This window comes from Actinacidiphila acidipaludis, assembly GCF_019890725.1.
Lineage (GTDB): Bacteria > Actinomycetota > Actinomycetes > Streptomycetales > Streptomycetaceae > Actinacidiphila > Actinacidiphila acidipaludis.
The window spans coordinates 167,712-187,590 of the sequence record NZ_JAINZZ010000002.1; the positions used below are offsets into that span (position 1 = coordinate 167,712).

Below are 19,879 nucleotides of genomic sequence, written 5' to 3' on the forward strand. Positions count from 1 at the left end.
GCCGACGGCGCGGGCCGGTGACGCGGTCAGCCGCCGTAGTCCGCCATGGCGCTCACGGCGTGCGCCGAGGCCTCCGGGACGGTGATGCCGTGCAGGCTCGCCGCGGTCGCGGCAGCGCCGGCCGCCTGCTGCGGGGCCGGGGCCCGCCAGCGTGCCGCCATCCGGCGGCAGTCGCCGATCAGCTCCTCGAGCGATTCCCCGGCTTCGCCGAGTGGTGCGGAGGGAAGAACGAGTGGCAGCTTGGTGTCGCCCATAAGTCGACCCTAGGCACGCGGCACGCAAGGAGATAGCCCTACTATCGGGTAGTTTCAGCGTGTCCGCCCCATCGCCCCCCGACCTCCCAGGAGTCCGCCGCCGTGCGTATCGCCGTCACCGGATCCATCGCCACCGACCACCTGATGACCTTCCCCGGCCGGTTCGCCGACCAGCTGGTGGCCGACCAGCTGCACACGGTGTCGCTGTCCTTCCTGGTCGACGCCCTCGACGTGCGCCGCGGCGGGGTGGGGGCCAACATCTGCTTCGGCATGGGCCAGCTCGGCACCCGGCCGATCCTGGTCGGCGCCGCGGGCAACGACTTCGCGGAGTACCGGGCCTGGCTCGACCGGCACGGCGTGGACACCTCGTCCGTGCGGATCTCCGAGGTGCTGCACACCGCGCGCTTCATCTGCACCACCGACCAGGACCACAACCAGATCGGCTCCTTCTACACCGGCGCGATGAGCGAGGCCCGGCTGATCGAGCTGCAGGCCGTCGCCGAGCGGATCGGCGGTCTCGATCTGGTGTCGATCGGCGCCGACGACCCCGAGGCGATGATCCGCCACACCGAGGAGTGCCGTTCCCGCGGGATCCCGTTCGCCGCCGACTTCTCCCAGCAGATCGCGCGCATGGACGGCGACGACATCCGGGTGCTGCTCGACGGGGCCGCGTACCTGTTCAACAACGAGTACGAGAAGGGTCTCATCGAGACCAAGACCGGCTGGAGCGGCGAGGAGATCCTGGACCGCGTCGGCACCCGGGTCACCACCCTCGGCGCCCAGGGCGTGCGCATCGAGCGCAAGGGCGAGCGGGACATCCAGGTGCACTGCCCCGAGGAGACGGCCAAGGTCGACCCGACCGGTGTCGGCGACGCCTTCCGGGCCGGCTTCCTGTCCGGCCTGAGCTGGGGTGTGAGCCTGGAGCGCGCCGCCCAGGTCGGCAACATGCTGGCCACCCTGGTCATCGAGACCCTCGGCACCCAGGAGTACGAGCTGCGCCGCGGCCACTTCATGGAGCGCTTCACCAAGGCGTACGGCGACAGCGCCGCGGCCGAGGTGCAGAAGCACCTCGGCTGACCGACGGCCGCCCGTGCTCGGACGGGGCCCGGCCTCAGACGCGGCGCCGCACCACGTAGGCGGTGCCGCGTTCGGCCGGGCGCTCCCCGACGTACTCCTGGTCGCGCATGGTGCACCAGGCGGGGATGTCCAGCCGGGCCGCCTCGTCGTCGGAGAGCACGGTGACCAGGCCGCCCAGCGGCACCTCGCCGATCACCCGGGCCAGTTCGATCACCGGGATCGGGCACCGCTTGCCCAGTGAGTCCACCACCAGCTCCGCACCCGGTTCCGTGGCGGTCGCGTCGCTCACCGCGGCGGCCGCCGAAGTGCCGCCGTCCGCAGGGGTGTTGAGGCCGGGCACCGCGTCGGCGCCCATGTGCGCCCGGACGTCGGCCACCACCCGCGGCAGGGCCGCGAGGAAACGCTCGACGTCCTCGGCGGCCGTCCCCGGCGGCAGCGAGACGCGCACGTTGCCCTCCGACAGCACGCCCATGGCCTTCAGCACATGGCTGGGGGTGAGCGTGCTGGAGGTGCAGGACGAACCGGACGACACCGAGAACCCCGCCCGGTCCAGCCCGGACAGCAGCGCCTCCCCGTCGACATAGAGACACGAGAACGTGACGAGGTGCGGCAGCCTCAGCCGCTCGTGCCCCACCACCTCGACGTCCGGGACGAGTTGCGGCACCCGCGTCCTGATCACGTCCACCAGCGCCGACAGCCGGGCCGCCTCGGCCGCCGCGCCGTCCCGCACGGCCCGCAGGGACGCGGCCGCCGCGACGATCGCCGGCAGGTTCTCGAAGCCCGGCGCCCGCCCCGACTCCCGTTCGTCCGCGGGCTCCTGAGGAGCGAATCGGGTGCCCTTGCGCACCACCAGCAGTCCCACCCCGGGCGGACCGCCCCATTTATGGGCACTTCCGGCGAGCAGGGACCAATCGCCCGCCACCGGGCCCCAGGTCAGCGACTGCGCGGCGTCCACCAGCAGCGGCACGCCCGCGGCCCGGCAGGCGTCGGCCACTTCGGCCACCGGCTGGAGCGTGCCCACCTCGTGGTTGGCCGACTGCAGACAGGCCAGCGCGGTGTCCGGGCGCAGCGCCGCCGCGAACCGGCCGGCGTCCACCCGCCCGGCGCGGTCCACCGCGACCTCGGTGGTGTCGAACGGCTCGGCCGCGTGCAGCACCGCGGAGTGCTCCACCGCCGAGAGCACGACGTGCCGGCCGGTCCTGCGCCGGCCGGCCGCCGCCCCCGCGACCGCGGAGTGCAGGGCGCGTGTCCCCGAAGGAGTGAAGGCCAGTTCGTCGGGCCGGCAGCCGACCTCCTCGGCCGCGGCCTCCCGGGCGGCGTCCAGCAGCAGCCGTGCCCGCCGTCCCTCCCGGTACAGCCGGGCCGGGTCGGCCCACCCCTCGTCGAGCGCGGCGACGAGGGCCTGACGTGCCACGGGATGCAGCGGAGCGGCCGAAGCCATGTCGAAGTAGGACACGCCAGCACGCTACAGGCCGGGGCGGGCGGGGTGTCAGAAGGCGTCCGGCGCGCGGGATTCCATCCCTTCGGGGTGAGGCACGGCGCGTTGTCCCCCCTCCCTGCGCGACCCCAAATAGCGTCCAGTAGGGTTTGGTCCGCATAAACATCCACACCTCAGTGCCCGCGTTCGGGCCGACCGACCAGCAGACGGCCGGAACACTCGGACCGCGGGCGAGACTCTCGGGAAGGCGCTACGTGAGTCCCAACGGCTCCGACCGCTCGTCGCGGCGCCCCGTACGGCGATGGCTGCCGCGGGCGCTGGCCGCGGGCCTGGTCCTGGCGACCGCCACTGGCTGCTCGTACAAGGACTATCCCCGCCTGGGTATGCCCAGCCCGGCCACAGAAGAGGCACCTCGAATCCTCGCGCTCTGGCAGGGCTCCTGGGCCGCCGCGCTGGTGACCGGATGCCTCGTCTGGGGCCTCATCATCTGGAGCGTGATCTTCCACCGGCGCAGCCGGACCAAGATCGAGGTTCCTCCGCAGACGCGTTACAACATGCCTCTCGAGGCCCTGTACACGATCGTCCCGATCCTCGTGGTCGCGGTGCTCTTCTACTTCACCGCGCGCGACGAGTCCAAGATCCTGGACACCTCCAAGAAGCCGCAGCACGTCATCAACGTGGTCGGCTTCCAGTGGAGCTGGGGCTTCAACTACGTCGAGAACGTGGACGGCAACCCGGCGACCCCCGTCGGCGGTGTTCCGCCCAACCTGCGTGAGATCCCGGCGAACAAGCTGGACATGCCGGCCGGTGCCGAAGGCGTCTACGACGTCGGCACTCCGGCGAGCAAGGACCCCGACACCGGTCTCCCCGGCCCCACGCTGTGGCTGCCCGAAGGCCAGTCGGTGCGCTTCGTCCTCACCTCGCGTGACGTGATCCACTCGTTCTGGATCATCCCCTTCCTGATGAAGATGGACGTCATCCCGGGCCACACCAACGTCTTCCAGGTGACGCCCGACAAGATCGGCAACTTCAAGGGCAAGTGCGCCGAGCTGTGCGGGCAGGACCACTCGCGGATGTTGTTCAACGTCAAGGTCGTGACGCCCGCCCAGTACCAGCAGCACCTCAAGGACCTGGCCAAGGCGGGCCAGACCGGCTACATCCCGGCAGGTATTCCCACCACGGGCAACGCGAAGAACTCGGAGCCCAAGACCACATGAGCATCCTCAACGAACCTCAAGGCGCGGCCGAGGCCGACGACTCTTACGCGGACGAGGTGCCGGCGCGCACCCGGCGTCCGGGTTCGGTCGTGGTCCAGTGGCTCACCACCACGGACCACAAGACCATCGGCACGCTTTACCTGGTGACCTCGTTCGCCTTCTTCCTCATCGGCGGCGTCATGGCGCTGCTGATGCGTGCCGAGCTCGCCCGTCCGGGAAACCAGTTCCTGTCGAACGAGCAGTTCAACCAGGCGTTCACGATGCACGGCACCGTGATGCTTCTGATGTTCGCGACCCCGCTCTTCGCCGGGTTCACGAACTGGATCATGCCGCTGCAGATCGGCGCGCCCGACGTGGCGTTCCCGCGGCTGAACATGTTCGCCTACTGGCTCTACCTGTTCGGCTCGCTGATCGCGGTCGGCGGTTTCGTCACGCCCCAGGGCGCGGCGGACTTCGGCTGGTTCGCGTACTCGCCGCTCTCCGACGCGGTGCACTCGCCCGGCGTCGGCGCCGACATGTGGATCATGGGTCTGGCGCTGTCCGGCTTCGGCACCATCCTGGGCGCGGTCAACTTCATCACCACCATCATCTGCATGCGCGCACCGGGCATGACGATGTTCCGCATGCCGATCTTCGTGTGGAACGTGCTGCTGACCGCCGTTCTGGTCCTGCTCGCCTTCCCGGTGCTGGCCGCCGCGCTGCTGTGCCTGGAGGCCGACCGGAAATTCGGGGCGCATGTGTTCGACGCCGCCAACGGCGGTGCTCTGTTGTGGCAGCACCTCTTCTGGTTCTTCGGCCACCCAGAGGTGTACATCATCGCCCTGCCGTTCTTCGGCATCATCTCCGAGGTCATCCCGGTCTTCTCCCGCAAGCCGATGTTCGGTTACATCGGCCTGGTGGCGGCGACCATCTCCATCGCGGGTCTGTCCGTGACGGTCTGGGCGCACCACATGTACGTCACCGGCGGTGTGCTGCTGCCGTTCTTCTCCTTCATGACCTTCCTGATCGCGGTACCGACCGGTGTGAAGTTCTTCAACTGGATCGGCACCATGTGGAAGGGCAGTCTGAGTTTCGAGACCCCGATGCTGTGGGCCATCGGCTTCCTGATCACCTTCACCTTCGGTGGTCTGACCGGTGTGATCCTGGCGGCGCCGCCGCTGGACTTCCACGTCTCGGACTCATACTTCGTTGTCGCGCACTTCCACTACGTGGTCTTCGGCACCGTCGTCTTCGCGATGTTCGCCGGCTTCCACTTCTGGTGGCCGAAGATGACCGGCAAGATGCTCGACGAGCGACTCGGCAAGATCACCTTCTGGACGCTGTTCTTCGGCTTCCACGGCACGTTCCTGGTCCAGCACTGGCTGGGCGCCGAGGGCATGCCCCGCCGCTACGCCGACTACCTGGCCGCGGACGGCTTCACCACCCTGAACACCGTCTCGACCATCTCGTCCTTCCTGCTCGGCCTGTCGATCCTGCCGTTCCTCTACAACGTCTGGAAGACCGCGAAATACGGCGAGAAGGTCGAGGTCGACGACCCCTGGGGTTACGGCCGTTCGCTGGAGTGGGCGACCTCCTGCCCGCCGCCGCGGCACAACTTCCTCACGCTGCCGCGCATCCGCTCCGAATCGCCGGCGTTCGACCTGCACCACCCGGAGATCGCCGAGGTGGACGCCCTGGTCGCCAGCGGCGCCGCCACCGCTCCGCTGACCGGTGCCGACGACAAGGAGGGCCGGTCGTGAAGATCCAAGGCAAGATGTTCGGGGGCTTCGCCCTCTTCATCCTGGCCGCGGCCATCGTCTACGGCGTGTGGTCGAAGGAGCCGGCCGGTACCACCGCGCTGGTGCTCGCCTTCTGCCTGTGCACCATGATCGGCTTCTACCTGGCGTTCACCGCCCGGCGGGCCGACAACGGCGCCCAGGACCGGGACGACGCCGACGTCGCGGACGACGCCGGTGAGCTGGGCTTCTTCAGCCCGCACAGCTGGCAGCCGCTCGCCCTGGGCATCGGCGGTTCGCTGGCCTTCCTCGGGATCATCTTCGGCTGGTGGCTGCTGTTCTTCTCGCTGCCGGTGATCCTGGTCGGCGTGTACGGCTGGGTCTTCGAGTACTACCGCGGTGAGGACCGCACGCAGTAGCGGCGACTCCTCAGCACGGCCGTAACGGGCCCGGACACCTCGCGGTGTCCGGGCCCGTTCGCGCTCCGCGCCTGCCCCCGAAGCCGCCGGGCCGCCGGTTGGCGGCGGCCGTCCGGGTGACTTCTGCGGCGTGCCTGCTTGCCGTGCCCCCCGTTTGCACCGTCCGGCGGGCGGTCGGAGCGGACCGTTCCTAGCGTGGCCCCATGACCCCCATGACCGACATACGCACCGGGGACAGCCCCCGCCGGGCGCGCCTGGCGTCACGCTGCGCGCTCCTGATAGCCATATCCCCCCTGGCGGTCGGACTGGCCGCCTGCACGAGCGGCGGCAACCCTCTCGCCGCAACGCCGTACGACGCCGCGGCCAAGGTCGTGTACGGGACCGCCGCGGGCGGGAAGGCCGATCCGAACAAGCCACTGAAGGTGTCCGTCAAGGACGACGGCAGCCGTATCACCGACGTGACGGCCACCGACACCGCCGGGCGTTACGTCCGCGGTCAGCTCAGCGCCGACGGGAAGCGCTGGCAGTCCACCGCCCCGCTCGCCGCGGGAGCGCACTACACGGTGCGGGTGAGCACCGAGGACTCCGACGGCCACCCCGGCCGCAAGGTCCTCTCCTTCGACACCACCACGACGGGCGGCGCCGGACTCCACGTGACGTTCGGCCCCGACGCCGGTACGTACGGCGTCGGCCAGCCCATCACCGCGACCCTCAGCAAGCCGGTCCACGACCGTGCCGCCCGGGCGGCCGTCGAGGCCAACCTGCGGGTCAGTTCGGTGCCCAACGCCTCCCAGGGCTCCTGGTACTGGGTCGACGACAAGACGCTGCACTACCGTCCGCAGACGTACTGGCCCACCCACGCCACCATCACCGTGCGCAGCACGCTCAGCGGCGTGCGCGTGCAGGACAAGCTCTACGGCGGCGACGACAAGCCGCTGACGCTGCACACCGGTGACCGGATCGAGGCCATCACGGACGCCGGCACCGACCAGATGACGTTCAAGGACGACGGCAAGGTCGTCAAGACCATGCCGATCACCACCGGAAAGCCCGGCTTCGACACCCGCAACGGCATCAAGGTCGTGCTGGAGAAGGAGCAGTTCGTGCAGATGCGCAGCGAGACCGTCGGCATCGGCGGCTCGGACGCGTACGACCTGCCGGTGTACTGGGCGACCCGGGTGACCTGGAGCGGTGAGTACGTGCACGCCGCGCCCTGGTCCGAGGGCTCGCAGGGCTCCGCGAACGTCAGCCACGGCTGCACCGGCATGAGCACCGAGAACGCCGAGTGGTTCTTCGAGCACGTGCGCGAGGGCGACATCGTCCGGGTGATCAACAGCCACGGCCCGACGATGACGCCGTTCGACAACGGCTTCGGCGACTGGAACCTGGGCTGGGCCCAGTGGAAGCAGGGCAGCGCCCTCAGCGGCGGCGGCGGCGTGACCGGCGCGCCCAAGCAGGAGCAGCCCGACCCCGACCAGAGCCCCAGCCCCGACCAGGGCCAGGACCCGGGTCAGCTCGACGCGGGCAGCAGGCCCACGACCGACCCGGCCCGGCTGCAGCCCCAGGCCCTCTGAGGCCGCCCCTCCGAGGGCGCCTCACGCCCCGCCGCGGCGGTGCCTAGCGGGTCGCGACGGCCTTGCCGGCCGGCGCGACCCTGCGGCGCAGCAGCTCCGCCGCGGTCTCGCTGAGCGCCACCGGGTCGACCGGGTGGGTGACCGCGCCGTCGGCACGGCTCCAGGTGGCCAGCCAGGCGTCCTGCGGGCGCCCGATCAGCACCAGCACCGGCGGGCAGCGGTAGATCTCGTCCTTGATCTGGCGGCACACGCCGAGGCCGCCCGCCGGGTTCGCCTCGCCGTCGAGCACGCACAGGTCGATGCCGCCCCGCTCCAGCTCGGTGAGGACCGCGGGAAGCGTCGCGCACTCGACGTACTCCACCGGCGGCAGGGCTGCGGAGGGCCTGCGGCCGACGGCGAGCCGGACCTGTTCCCGGGTGTTCGCGTCGTCGCTGTAGACCAGCACCGTGGCGGTCGCCTGCATCCTGGCTCCTCCTCGTACACGTCCTCGTGAACGCTTTCTCAAGCTGTCTCGGATGCTACTCCGCCCAGGGCCGGCGAGGGAGATCCCCGGGGCTCCCGGATCTTCGGCCCGGCGGTGCCGCCGCGGCTTCCGGGGCCGGGCCGACACCCCCCGGGGGTCCGCCCGACGAAGCGTCATCCCCCGTTCGGGCGACGCGCTGACTAGGCCGTGCGGGTCCCGCCGGGCCCTTGACACACCGAAGGGGACCCCCCGGAGTCAGCGCCAGATAAGGGACCGACATAATGTCGGACGTGGCGACAGCAACAGCAGTAGAAACCGGGCACGCGCACCCGTCGGTCAACAGGCCGAACCTCACCAGCGTCGGAACCATCATCTGGCTGAGTTCCGAGCTGATGTTCTTCGCGGCCCTCTTCGCGATGTACTTCACCCTTCGGTCGGTCACGGGTGCCGACTTCTGGAAGGCACACGCCGACGCGCTGAACGTGCCGTTCGCGGCGACGAACACCACGATCCTGGTGCTCTCCTCCTTCACGTGCCAGATGGGCGTCTTCGCCGCGGAACGCGGCGACGTGAAGAAGCTGCGCTCCTGGTTCATCGTGACGTTCGTGATGGGCGCGATCTTCATCGGCGGACAGATCTTCGAGTACACGAACCTGGTCAAGAAGGACGGGATCTCGCTCAGCTCCGACCCGTACGGCTCGGTGTTCTACCTGACGACCGGGTTCCACGGGCTTCACGTGACGGGCGGTCTGATCGCGTTCCTGCTGGTCCTGGGTCGTACGTACGCAGCCAGGCGGTTCACCCACCAGCAGGCCACCGCTGCCATCGTCGTGTCCTACTACTGGCACTTCGTCGATGTCGTCTGGATCGGCCTCTTCGCCACGATCTACCTGATCAAGTAGTCGGCTGCGTCCGTCGCGGGCGCCGCACACGACGGGCGCCGGACAGACACACATCCAGAAGCATCGACACAAGAGATCCTGACACCGGGGTAATCCGTGAAAAAGCTCTCCGCACGACGGCGCCACCCGCTGGCGGCGCTCGTCGTCCTACTCTTCGCGCTCGCGGCCACCGGGGGGCTGTACGCCGCGCTCGCGCCGGCGCCTAAGGCGCAGGCCGACGACTCCGCGCAGTCCCTTGCCATCACGCAGGGCAAGAAGCTCTACTCCGTCGGCTGCGCCACCTGCCACGGCACGTCGGGGCAGGGCAGCACCGACGGCCCGAGCCTGGTCGGCGTCGGCTCCGCGGCGGTGGACTTCCAGGTCGGCACGGGCCGCATGCCGGCCCAGCAGCCGGGTGCGCAGATCCCGAAGAAGAAGAACATCTACACCCAGGCGCAGATCGACCAGCTCGCCGCGTACATCGCGTCGCTGGGCCCCGGTCCGGTCGTGCCGACCAAGGACCAGTACAGCCCGGCCGGCGCCGACGCCGCCAAGGGCGGCGAACTGTTCCGCACCAACTGCTCGCAGTGCCACAACTTCGTTGGCCGAGGCGGCGCCTTGACGGACGGCAAGTTCGCACCCAGCCTGAAGGGTGTGGATCCGAAGCATGTCTACGAGGCGATGCAGACCGGGCCGCAGAACATGCCCTCGTTCCCGGACACGACCATGCCGCAGGACGCCAAGGCCGACATCATCGCCTACCTGCACGAGGTCGACAGCTCCAGCAGTCCCAACCCCGGCGGTTTCACGCTGGGAACGATCGGGCCTGTCTCCGAGGGCCTGTTCGCCTGGGTGTTCGGCCTCGGCGCGATGATCGCCATCGCCGTCTGGATGGCCGCACGGACGAGTAAGGCCAAGAAGTCATGAGCGACGAAACCGGATCCCACAACGACGTGTCAGAAAACCTGCCGAGTGCGCACGGCGGCCACTCCGGCGACGTGGTCAAGCCCGACCCGTTCGCCAACCCCGGCCTGCCGCCGCACGAGTACCGCCGCCAGGACATCGACGAGAAGGCCGCCAAGCACTCCGAGCGCGTGGTCGCCGGGCTGTTCGGCCTCTCGATGCTCGGGACGATCGGGTTCATCGCCTGCTTCGTCATCTTCCCGGTGGACAAGATCGTCTACATCTTCCCGTTCGGGCACGTCAGTGCGCTGAACTTCTCGCTCGGCCTCACGCTCGCGGTGGCCCTGCTCGGCATCGGCGTCGGTGCCGTGCACTGGGCGCGCACGCTGATGAGCGACGAGGAGATCGTCGACGAGCGCCACCGCGCCGACGCCGACGACGAACTGCGCGAGAACATCCGCCAGCAGTGGATCACCGGCGCCCGGGAGAGCGGTTTCGGACGCCGCAAGCTGATCCGCACCACGATGTACGGTGCGATGGCGCTGGTCCCGCTCGCCGGTGTGGTCCTGCTGCGCGACCTGGGCCCGCTGCCGGAGGACAAGCTCCGCCACACCCTGTGGTCCAAGGGCAAGGTGCTGATCAACAGCAACACCAACCGACCCCTCCGTCCCGAGGACGTCGCCGTCGGCTCGCTGACCTTCGCACAGCCGGAAGGCCTGCAGGAGAGCGACGAGGACTTCCAGCAGCAGATCGCCAAGGCGGCCCTGATGATCGTCCGGCTCAAGCCGGAGGACATCAAGGACAAGCAGGAGGCCGACTGGGGCCACCAGGGCATCGTGGCCTTCTCCAAGATCTGCACCCACGTCGGCTGCCCGATCAGCCTCTACGAGCAGCAGACGCACCACGTACTGTGCCCCTGCCACCAGTCGACGTTCGACCTCTCCGACGGGGCCCGAGTGATCTTCGGGCCGGCGGGTCACCCGCTGCCGCAGCTGCGGATCAGCGTCAACGGCGACGGCAACCTCGTCGCCCTCGGTGACTTCGCAGTGCCCGTCGGCCCGGCTTTCTGGGAGCGCTGATGAGTACTACGACCGAATCCCCGTCCCGTCGGCAGGCCACTCACCCCGGTGAGCGGATCGCCGAGTGGACCGACGGCCGGCTCGGCCTGTACAAGCTGGCCAAGTCGAACCTGCGCAAGATCTTCCCGGACCACTGGTCCTTCATGCTCGGCGAGGTCTGCCTCTACAGCTTCGTCATCCTCATCCTCACGGGTGTGTACCTGACGCTGTTCTTCCACCCGAGCATGAGCGAGGTCGTCTACCACGGCCCGTACGCGCCGCTGCAGGGCGTGCGGATGTCGGACGCGTACGCCTCGACCATGCACATCAGCTTCGAGGTCCGCGGTGGTCTGCTGGTCCGGCAGATCCACCACTGGGCCGCGCTGATCTTCATCGCCGGAATGATCGTGCACATGATGCGCGTCTTCTTCACCGGCGGGTTCCGCAAGCCGCGCGAGATCAACTGGCTGTTCGGCTGGACGCTGCTGTTCCTCGGCATGTTCACCGGCTTCACCGGTTACTCGCTCCCGGACGACCTGCTGTCCGGCACCGGTGTGCGGTTCATGGAGGGCGCGATCCTGTCGACCCCCCTGATCGGCACCTACCTGTCGATGTTCCTCTTCGGCGGTGAGTTCCCCGGCCACGACTTCGTGTCCCGGTTCTACTCGGTGCACATCCTGCTGCTGCCGGGTCTGATGGCCGGTCTGCTGACCGCCCACCTGATCCTGATCTTCTACCACAAGCACACCCAGTTCCCGGGTGCGGGCAAGACCGAGAAGAACGTCGTCGGCACCCCGCTGCTGCCGATCTACACGGCCAAGGCGGGCGGCTTCTTCTTCCTGGTCTTCGGCGTCATCTCGGCGATCGCCGCGATGGTCACCATCAACCCGATCTGGACCATGGGCCCGTACCGGCCGGACCAGGTGTCCACCGGCGCACAGCCCGACTGGTACATGGGCTTCTCCGAGGGCCTGATCCGTGTGATGCCGGGCTGGGAGATCAGGGCCTGGGGCCACACCCTGGTGCTCGGCGTGTTCATCCCGCTGATGATCTTCCCGCTGGTGCTGATGGCGATCGCCGTCTACCCGTTCGTGGAGTCCTGGATCACCGGCGACAAGCGCGAGCACCACATCCTGGACCGGCCGCGCAACCGCCCGGTGCGCACCGGCTTCGGTGTGGCCTGGCTGACCCTGTACTTCGTGCTGCTGATCGGTGGCGGCAACGACATCTGGGCCACGCACTTCCACCTGTCCATCAACGCGATCACCTGGTTCGTCCGGATCGGCTTCTTCGTGCTGCCGGTGCTGACCTACTGGATCACCAAGCGGATCTGCCTGGGTCTGCAGCGGCGTGACCGCGACAAGGTGCTGCACGGTCGTGAGACCGGCATCATCAAGCGGCTGCCGCACGGTGAGTTCATCGAGGTGCACGAGCCCCTCTCGCAGCAGCAGCTGCACGTGCTCACCGCGCACGCCCAACCCCGTCCGATCGACCTCGGCCCCGAGTTCGACGAGAACGGAGTGGCGCGCAAGACCTCGCCCGTCGCGAAGCTGCAGGCACGTATGTCCCGCAACTTCTACGGCGAGAACAGCGCCATCCCGAAGCCGACCGCCGAGGAGTTCGAGGAGATCACCGCGGGCCACGGTCACCACTGAAACCGCGCACCGCGCGGTAGCGTCGCCACACACCGGGCCGGCCCGGCACCCCTCGGGGGTGCCGGGCCGGCCCGCTGTGGCAGGACCCTGCAACCCTCGGGGCGGCCGGGCCGGGCCCGGTCTGGCCGGACCCCTGTGCCGATAGGGTGAAGGCGCGACTTCCCACTGGCTTCGTCGCCCTATCCAGGAGCGTGACCCATGAGCGTTGTGACACCCGCCGGAGGCGAGACGACGGCTCCCCGCTCCTGGCCGGAGGTGCTGAGCGCCCTCATGGCCGGTCGTGACCTGACGACGGACGACACCGCCTGGGCGATGAGCCGGATCATGGGCGGCGAGGCCACCGACGTGCAGATCGCCGGGTTCGCGGTGGCGCTGCGGGCCAAGGGCGAGACCGTCGACGAGGTCACCGGCATGGTGCGGGCGATGTACGAGCACGCCAACACCATCGAGGTGCCCGGTCCCAGCGTCGACATCGTCGGTACCGGCGGCGACCGGGCCAAGACCGTCAACATCTCCACGATGTCGGCGATCGTGGTGGCCGGCACGGGGGCCAAGGTCGTCAAGCACGGCAACCGGGCCTCGTCGTCGGCCAGTGGCGCCTCCGACGTGCTGGGGGAGCTCGGCGTCAACCTGGAGCTCACCCCCCAGCGGGTGGTGGAGGTCGCCGAGGAGGCCGGCATCACCTTCTGCTTCGCGATCCGCTTCCACCCGGCGCTGCGCCATGTGGCGAAGGCCCGCGCCGAGTTGGGCGTCGGCACCACCTTCAACTTCCTCGGCCCGCTGACCAACCCCGCCCGGGTCATGGCGCAGGCCACCGGCGTCGCCGACGCGCGCATGGCGCCCATCCTGGCCGGCGTGCTCGCCGAACGGGGCTCCTCGGCCCTGGTGTTCCGCGGCGACGACGGCCTGGACGAGCTGACCACCACCGCCACCTCACAGGTGTGGGTGGTCCGTGACGGCAAGGTCGAGCAGACCGCGTTCGACCCGCGGGACGTCGGCCTGCCGCTGGTGCCCGTGGAGGCGCTGCGCGGCGCCGACGCGGCCCACAACGCGGCCGTCGCCCGGCGTCTGCTGGCCGGCGAGACCGGCCCGGTGCGGGACGCCGTCCTCCTCAACTCCGCGGCGGCGCTGGCGGCTCTGGAGCCGCGCAGCGTGCCGCTGGAGGAGCAGATCGCGGCCGGCCTCGTACGGGCCGCGGAGTCCATCGACTCCGGCGCCGCGGCGGCCGCCCTCGAACGCTGGGCGGCGGCGACCCAGGCCTGACGTCCGGGCGAGGCGCCGTCCGTCCACGGTGCGGACGGCGCCTTGCACGCCGGCACGTGTATGGCACAATGCTTTCCAGGTCACGAGTGACAGCGCAAAGGCCCCGGCTCGCTGTCCGGCAACCCTCCGTCCGAGGCGGGGTGCCCCGGGTGATGACCAGGCTGTGAGCAGCAAGGCTCGCAGCAAGCCGGACATGGGGAGTTCTTTCATGAGCAAGCGAATGCGATAGGGCCTGCCGGCCCCGGTTCTGCGTTTCCACTGCACTTCCGTCCGCTTCTTCCTTCCGCTGTCAGCGCCGCCCGCAGGTGTGGCCGCCGTGTGTTCCGGCGTGCCCCGCGGCGGCCGACTTCGCCTGCCTTCCTGGAGTTCGTCATGACCGTGACCACCGCCGCCCCCGTGCCCGCCGCTGCCGCCCGCCCCGCAGCCGGCTCGGACGCCTGCGCCGACGCCGGGATCTGTGCGCCGCTGCCGGTGCTCGGCCGGGACGTTTCCGTCCCGCTGGTGACCGGCGGCGAGGTGACCTACGCGGCACTGGACTACGCGGCCAGCGCGCCGGCCCTGCAGCGGGTCTGGGACGACGTGGCCGCCTACGCGCCGTACTACGGCAGCGTCCACCGCGGCGCCGGGTACCTCTCCCAGCTGTCCACCGACCTCTTCGAGCAGAGCCGGGAGACCGTCGCCCGCTTCCTCGGCTGCCGTGAGGACGACCAGGTGGTGTTCACCCGGTCCACCACCGACTCGCTCAACCTGCTGGCCGCCGCGCTGCCTTCGGGCACCCATGTCTTCGTCTTCGAGACCGAGCACCACGCCGCGCTGCTGCCGTGGCGGCGGGCCGCGGACGCCACCGTCAGCTGCCTGCCCGCGCCGCGCACCCCCGAGCAGGCCGTCGCCGCGCTCGACGTGGCCCTGCACGCCGCGGCCAAGGGCCCCAAGCTGGTGTGCGTCACCGGCGCCTCCAATGTGACCGGCGAGATCTGGCCGGTCCGTGAACTGGCCGCCGCCGCGCACCGGCACGGCGCCCGCATCGTCCTGGACGCCGCCCAGCTCGCCCCGCACCACGCGGTGGACATCGCCGAACTCGACGTGGACTGGGTCGCGTTCTCCGGGCACAAGCTCTACGCGCCGTTCGGCGCGGGCGTCCTGGCCGGACGGGCGGACTGGCTGCGCGAGGCCGAGCCGTACCTCGCCGGCGGCGGCGCCACCCGAACCGTCGGTCGCGGTGCGCACGGCGGGCTCGACGTCGAGTGGCACACCTCGGTGGCCCGGCACGAGGCCGGCTCACCGAACGTCATCGGCGCGTACGCCGTCGCCTCGGCGTGCCGCGCGCTGACCGAGGCCGGCCTGGACCGGCTCGCGGAGCGCGAGCAGCAGTTGCTGCGGCGGCTCCGGGAGGGGCTGGCGGAGATCCCGCAGGTGCGGGTGCTGTCGCTGTTCGGCGAGGACTCCGCGCGGGTCGGCGTGCTGTCGTTCGTCGTGGACGGATGGAACAGCTCGCACTTCGCCGCGGCGCTGTCGGCCGAGCACGGGATCGGCGTGCGCGACGGGCTGTTCTGCGCGCACCCGCTGGTGCGGGTCCTGCTCGACGCGGAGCCCGGGGAGCCGGGGGAGTGCGGGGCGCCCGACGCCGCGCCCGGCGACCGGGCGCTCAACGCGATCCGCGTCAGCTTCGGGGCGGGGACGCCCGAGGAGCACGTCACGCGCTTCCTGGCGGCCACGCGGTCCCTGGTCCGTCAGGGCGCGGTGTGGAAGTACCGCACCGAGGCCGGCCGTTGCGTCCCCCTCAAGGCCTAGGGCCTCCCGGGCTCAGGAGTCCAGGCCGATGGCGAAGGCGGCCTCGAGGTCGTGCTGGCTGTAGGTGCGGAACGCGACATGCGTGTCCGTCACCTCGACACCGGGAATCTTGCTGATCCGCCCGGGAATCACGTCCGCGAGGTCGTCGTGCCGCGCCACCCGCACCAGTGCGATCAGGTCGTAGTTCCCGGTCACTGAGTACACCTCGCTGACGTGCTCCAGTGCGGCGATCGCCTCCGCGATCTCCGGGATCCGGTCGACAGACGTCTTGATGAGCACGATCGCGGTGATCACGGCGGGATGTCTCCTTGGGTCGACCTGATGACGAGGCTCACCTTACGCCGTGGCCGGTAGCACACCCACGCGCAGAGGAACCCGAAGGCGAAGCCGACCACGTGCGCCAGATAGGCGATGCCCGGGCCGCCCCGCGCGGTCTGCGCGGCCAGCCACTGGAGCACGAACCAGAAGCCCAGCACCATCCACGCCGGGAAGCGCAGCGGGATGAAGAAGAGGAACGGGAACAGGCTGGTCACCCGCGCCCGCGGATACAGGTAGAGGTACGCCCCGAGCGCCCCGGAGATCGCCCCCGACGCCCCCACCAGGCTCTGGGTGTCGTCGGTGTGCGCGACGGCGAACCCGTAGGTCGCCAGGTATCCCGCGACCAGGTAGAACAGCGCGAACCGCACGCGTCCCATGCGGTTCTCCACGTTGTCGCCGAAGACGTAGAGGAAGAGCATGTTGCCGACCAGGTGCAGCCAGCCCCCGTGCAGGAACATCGCGGTGAACACCGAGAGGAACGGAATCTTGGTGTAGGCGGGCGGCGGCGGGCACCCCTGCGGCAGCGGCAGCCGGTCCACCGGGAGGGTGCCGTGGAACAGTTCGCCCGGGATCACCCCCCAGCGGTCGAAGTAGACCGCCTGCTCGCACTGGAGCGCGTGACCGTGCCCGTAGGAAGGGGTGAAACCGGACAGCGGGCCGAGCAGGAACACCACGGTGCACAGGGCGATCAGCGTGTACGTCACCACCGGCGTGCGGCGGACCGGGTTCTTGTCGTACACCGGGATGACCATGCCCTGATCATGACGGATGGTACGTAACGGGCAAAGGCCGCCTCGCCGCAGCGCGCCGTACCTCCGAGGCCGTAGGGTGACCGGGACACACGCCCGATGTCCGGCCGTCGTGATCCGGACGACCGGAGCCGGCGGCACGGACGACGACGCGGTGCGCGCTTCCGGGACGGGTTGACCCGGGTAACGGGGACAATGGAAGCAGGAGGCGGCGGCCGCAGGGATCTGAGGGGGCCGGGAGGGCGTCGCTCATCCGACCGACACCGACGGGTGACCGTCCGGTGCGGACCTCGGACGGGAGTGAGTGGTGGACGATAGCGGCGGCGTTCCGGGCGCCGAGGCGGGCGCGGAGCGGGCACAGGGCGACGGTGAGCCCCTGCTCGACCGGCCGCTGCCCGAGGGTGTCCGGCATCGTGTCGTCACCATCGCCGCGGACGCCTTCGGCGGGTTCACCTACCCCGAGCTGCCGGTGTCCCTGCGACCGTACGCCCGGTTCACCCCCTCCAGACGTGTGAAGTACGCGGCGACCGCGCTGGCCGCCGCCCTGGAGTCCGACGCGGCGTTCCGGCAGAAGGTCGCCGCCAAGCTGCGCGAGTCCCAGCCCGACCTCACCGGCGCGCTCGACGCCGGCACCCCGCCGCCCGCCGCCGACCCGCTGGACGTGGCGGCGGCCGCGTACCTGCTGCGTCCGGCCGGCTGGGCCAAGCTCGTCGCCACCGCGGGCGAGGAGGCGCAGCGCGCCGACGCCGAGCGGGCCGACGAGGAGACGCTGCGCGAACTGGCCGCGCTGCGCGAGGAGGTGGAGTCGCTGCACGCCCACGCGCGCAGCGAGGCCGCCCGCGCGCGGGCCGAACTCGACGGCGTCCGCAAGGAGAGCGACGCGCTGCACCGCAAGCTGCGGGCCGCGCTCAGCGACGTCAAACGCGCCGAGGCCGCGCAGCGCAAGCTGCAGGCCGAACTGGACGAGGTGCGGGCCGCCGCCGCGCAGGACAAGGCGGCGGCGGACAGCGAGGCCCGGCGGCTGCGGGCCCGGCTGGCCGAGGCGGAGTCGGTGGTGGAGGCCGGCCGAAAGGCCGCCCGCGAGGGCCGCAGCACCGAGGACGTACGGCTGCGGCTGCTGCTCGACACCGTGCTGGACGCGGCCGCCGGTCTGCGCCGCGAACTGGCCCTGCCGCCGCGGGACACCCTCGGGGTGCGGCCCGCCGACACGGTGGACGCGGTCGCCCCCGGGCAGTTCAGCGCCCGCGACATCGCCACCCGCGCGCTCTCCGACACCGACCCCGCGCTGCTGGACCAGCTGCTCGCGCTGCCCCAGGCGCACCTGGTGGTGGACGGCTACAACGTCACCAAGACCGGCTATCCGTCGATGCCGTTGGAGAAGCAGCGGCTGCGGCTGCTCGGCGGGCTCGCCGCACTGGCCGCGCAGAGCGGCGCCGAGGTGACGTGCGTCTTCGACGGCGCGGACCTGGACATGCCGGTGCTGCTCGCGCCGCCGCGCGGCGTCCGGGTGCTGTTCTCCAAGGCCGGTGAGACCGCGGACGAGTTGATCCGCCGCCTGGTGCGGGCCGAACCGCCCGGGCGGCAGATCGTGGTGGTCTCCGCGGACCGCGAGGTGGCCGACGGCGTCGCCAAGGCCGGTGCGCGCCCGGTCGCTTCGACGCTGCTGCTGCGCCGGCTCGCCCGCGTCTGACAGCGGGCCCCGCGACCCGCCCTGCCCGGCCGGTCTCCGCCCGCTGCGTTCGGGGCTTGTGCCCGCAGTGTCGGATTCGGCGGGAATTCCGGCGAACGCCCGTACATGACATGGGTGTTCACCACTTGGGCGCTACCGGGCGTCGTTTCGCCCTCACGGCGCGTACGACAGCCGTAAAGAATGTGCGAAACGATCGAGATTTTGCCTACAAGGATTTGAACCGATCACAGTTCCATCACTAAGGTCGGGCGTCGAACCTCCGCGCAGTCGATCATCCAACCCGGGTGGCGCTCGGAGGCCGCCCGCCAGCTGAACCGGTAGGCGGCTGAAGGAAGAAGGAGCTCGCCTTCGTGGCGTCCCACCGTCGTCCCAAGCCGGCAACCCGCACTCGCGTGACCGTGCTGACCGCGACCGCCGCAGCGGCCGTCGCGCTCTCCGCCCAGGCCGCGAACGCGACCCCCGCCAAGCCGTCCGTCAAGGACGCCAAGGCCAAGGTGGACGCCCTCTACACCCAGGCGGAGCAGGCCACCGAGAAGTACGACGCTGCCAACGAGAAACTGCATACCCTCCAGAAGGACGCCTCAAGCCTTCAGGACCAGGTGGCCCGGCAGCAGCAGCACCTGAACCAGCTCCGGGACGGCCTCGGCACCATCGCGGCCTCGCAGTACCGCAGCGGCGGCATCGACCCGTCGCTCCAGCTCTTCCTGTCCTCCAACCCGGACAGCTACCTGGACCAGGCGACCACGCTGGACCAGCTCGGCTCCCTCCAGGCCAACGCGCTCGAGCAGCTCCAGAACGCCAAGCGCACCCTGGACCAGGAGCGGGCCGAGGCCACCACCAAGCTCGCCGAGCTCCAGAGCACCCGCACCGAACTGGCCCAGCGCAAGGCCGAGGCGAAGAGCAAGCTCTCCCAGGCCCAGCAGGTCCTCAACTCGCTGACCCAGGCGCAGCGCGCGCAGATGCAGCACGACGACGCGCTGGCCGCGAGCCGCGCCAGCTCCCGGGTGAACCTCGGCAGCGCGCCCGCCGCGTCGAAGTACGCCGCCGCCGCGTTCGCCGCCGCCCAGACGAGGATCGGCGACCCGTACGTCTACGGCGCCACCGGCCCGAGCTCCTTCGACTGCTCCGGCCTCACCTCCTGGGCCTACAAGCAGGCCGGCGTCTCCATACCGCGCACCTCGCAGGAGCAGGCCAACGCGGGGACCCGGATCTACTCGATGTCCGAGCTGCGCCAGGGCGACCTGGTGATCTTCTTCGGCGACTACCACCACGTCGGGCTCTACGCGGGCAACGGCATGGTGCTGCACGCCCCGAAGCCGGGCGCCTCGGTGCGCTACGAGTCGATCGGCGACATGACCTTCGAGTTCGGCGTCCGCATCTGATCATCGGCGGTACGGCGTACGGGTGATGAACC

General features: G+C 70.4%; 18 protein-coding genes and 1 riboswitch. Of the genes, 13 read left to right on the forward strand and 5 right to left on the reverse strand.

The genetic code is table 11. The features are described from left to right. Positions 1-26: 26 nt before the first annotated feature. A complete protein-coding gene (locus K7862_RS02490) occupies positions 27-254 on the reverse strand; it encodes a hypothetical protein (RefSeq protein WP_222959983.1) in 228 nt (75 codons plus the stop codon). Between the two features lie 102 nt (positions 255-356). On the opposite strand from K7862_RS02490, the gene K7862_RS02495 reads away from it, so the two are divergent. Then, entirely contained in the window at positions 357-1,331 is a 975-nt protein-coding gene (locus K7862_RS02495; RefSeq protein WP_222959985.1) for a carbohydrate kinase family protein, read from the forward strand. Positions 1,332-1,365: 34 nt separating this feature from the next. Here K7862_RS02495 and K7862_RS02500 read toward each other — a convergent pair whose 3' ends face one another. Next, positions 1,366-2,787, reverse strand: a complete 1,422-nt coding sequence (locus K7862_RS02500) for a cysteine desulfurase/sulfurtransferase TusA family protein (RefSeq protein ID WP_222959987.1) — start codon at positions 2,785-2,787, stop codon at positions 1,366-1,368. A gap of 236 nt (positions 2,788-3,023) precedes the next feature. Between K7862_RS02500 and ctaC the strand changes: the two genes are divergently transcribed. The 4 genes from ctaC to K7862_RS02520 all read left to right on the forward strand — a co-directional run bounded on the left by ctaC (position 3,024) and on the right by K7862_RS02520 (position 7,694). Then, the gene (gene ctaC, locus K7862_RS02505) at positions 3,024-3,986 is read left to right on the forward strand and encodes an aa3-type cytochrome oxidase subunit II (protein WP_222959990.1); all 963 of its coding nucleotides are present in this window, start codon (positions 3,024-3,026) and stop codon (positions 3,984-3,986) included. After that, a complete protein-coding gene (gene ctaD, locus K7862_RS02510; RefSeq protein WP_222959992.1) occupies positions 3,983-5,725 on the forward strand; it encodes an aa3-type cytochrome oxidase subunit I in 1,743 nt (580 codons plus the stop codon). The genes ctaC and ctaD overlap by 4 nt, the downstream gene beginning before the upstream one ends. Beyond that, positions 5,722-6,120 carry a cytochrome c oxidase subunit 4 gene (locus K7862_RS02515; protein WP_222959994.1) on the forward strand — a complete coding sequence of 133 codons (399 nt, stop codon included), beginning with the start codon at positions 5,722-5,724 and terminating at the stop codon, positions 6,118-6,120. Before ctaD ends, K7862_RS02515 begins: the two co-directional genes overlap by 4 nt. A gap of 212 nt (positions 6,121-6,332) precedes the next feature. Next, positions 6,333-7,694, forward strand: coding sequence for a L,D-transpeptidase (locus K7862_RS02520; RefSeq protein ID WP_222960366.1), 1,362 nt, complete (start codon positions 6,333-6,335; stop codon positions 7,692-7,694). 43 nt (positions 7,695-7,737) lie between these two features. On the opposite strand, the gene K7862_RS02525 is transcribed toward K7862_RS02520, so the two are convergent. Next, a complete protein-coding gene (locus tag K7862_RS02525; RefSeq protein ID WP_222959996.1) occupies positions 7,738-8,157 on the reverse strand; it encodes a response regulator transcription factor in 420 nt (139 codons plus the stop codon). A 281-nt stretch (positions 8,158-8,438) separates the two neighbouring features. Between K7862_RS02525 and ctaE the strand changes: the two genes are divergently transcribed. From ctaE to K7862_RS02555, 6 genes are all read left to right on the forward strand, one after another. Continuing rightward, positions 8,439-9,059, forward strand: a complete 621-nt coding sequence (gene ctaE / locus K7862_RS02530) for an aa3-type cytochrome oxidase subunit III (protein WP_222959998.1) — start codon at positions 8,439-8,441, stop codon at positions 9,057-9,059. 96 nt (positions 9,060-9,155) lie between these two features. After that, entirely contained in the window at positions 9,156-9,965 is an 810-nt protein-coding gene (qcrC, locus tag K7862_RS02535; protein WP_222960000.1) for a cytochrome bc1 complex diheme cytochrome c subunit, read from the forward strand. Further along, entirely contained in the window at positions 9,962-11,020 is a 1,059-nt protein-coding gene (qcrA, locus tag K7862_RS02540) for a cytochrome bc1 complex Rieske iron-sulfur subunit (RefSeq protein ID WP_222960003.1), read from the forward strand. The genes qcrC and qcrA overlap by 4 nt, the downstream gene beginning before the upstream one ends. Continuing rightward, a complete protein-coding gene (qcrB, locus tag K7862_RS02545; protein ID WP_222960005.1) occupies positions 11,020-12,654 on the forward strand; it encodes a cytochrome bc1 complex cytochrome b subunit in 1,635 nt (544 codons plus the stop codon). Before qcrA ends, qcrB begins: the two co-directional genes overlap by 1 nt. Positions 12,655-12,852: 198 nt before the next feature. Continuing rightward, on the forward strand, positions 12,853-13,917 hold the full coding sequence (gene trpD, locus K7862_RS02550) for an anthranilate phosphoribosyltransferase (RefSeq protein WP_222960007.1): 1,065 nt from the start codon (positions 12,853-12,855) through the stop codon (positions 13,915-13,917). Positions 13,918-13,995: 78 nt separating this feature from the next. Next, a riboswitch (SAM riboswitch) is annotated at positions 13,996-14,112 on the forward strand. A gap of 177 nt (positions 14,113-14,289) precedes the next feature. Then, positions 14,290-15,708, forward strand: coding sequence for an aminotransferase class V-fold PLP-dependent enzyme (locus K7862_RS02555; protein ID WP_222960009.1), 1,419 nt, complete (start codon positions 14,290-14,292; stop codon positions 15,706-15,708). A 12-nt stretch (positions 15,709-15,720) separates the two neighbouring features. Here the strand turns inward: K7862_RS02555 and K7862_RS02560 are convergent, their stop codons facing one another. Beyond that, positions 15,721-16,002: an Lrp/AsnC family transcriptional regulator gene (locus K7862_RS02560; protein ID WP_222960011.1), complete on the reverse strand. Its 282-nt coding sequence runs from the start codon at positions 16,000-16,002 to the stop codon at positions 15,721-15,723. After that, on the reverse strand, positions 15,999-16,778 hold the full coding sequence (locus K7862_RS02565) for a rhomboid family intramembrane serine protease (protein WP_222960013.1): 780 nt from the start codon (positions 16,776-16,778) through the stop codon (positions 15,999-16,001). Before K7862_RS02565 ends, K7862_RS02560 begins: the two co-directional genes overlap by 4 nt. A 373-nt stretch (positions 16,779-17,151) precedes the next feature. Here K7862_RS02565 and K7862_RS02570 point away from each other — a divergent pair, with 373 nt between their 5' ends. Further along, a complete protein-coding gene (locus K7862_RS02570) occupies positions 17,152-18,465 on the forward strand; it encodes an NYN domain-containing protein (protein ID WP_262412576.1) in 1,314 nt (437 codons plus the stop codon). A 350-nt stretch (positions 18,466-18,815) separates the two neighbouring features. After that, positions 18,816-19,847, forward strand: a complete 1,032-nt coding sequence (locus tag K7862_RS02575; RefSeq protein WP_222960019.1) for a C40 family peptidase — start codon at positions 18,816-18,818, stop codon at positions 19,845-19,847. Positions 19,848-19,879: the final 32 nt, after the last annotated feature.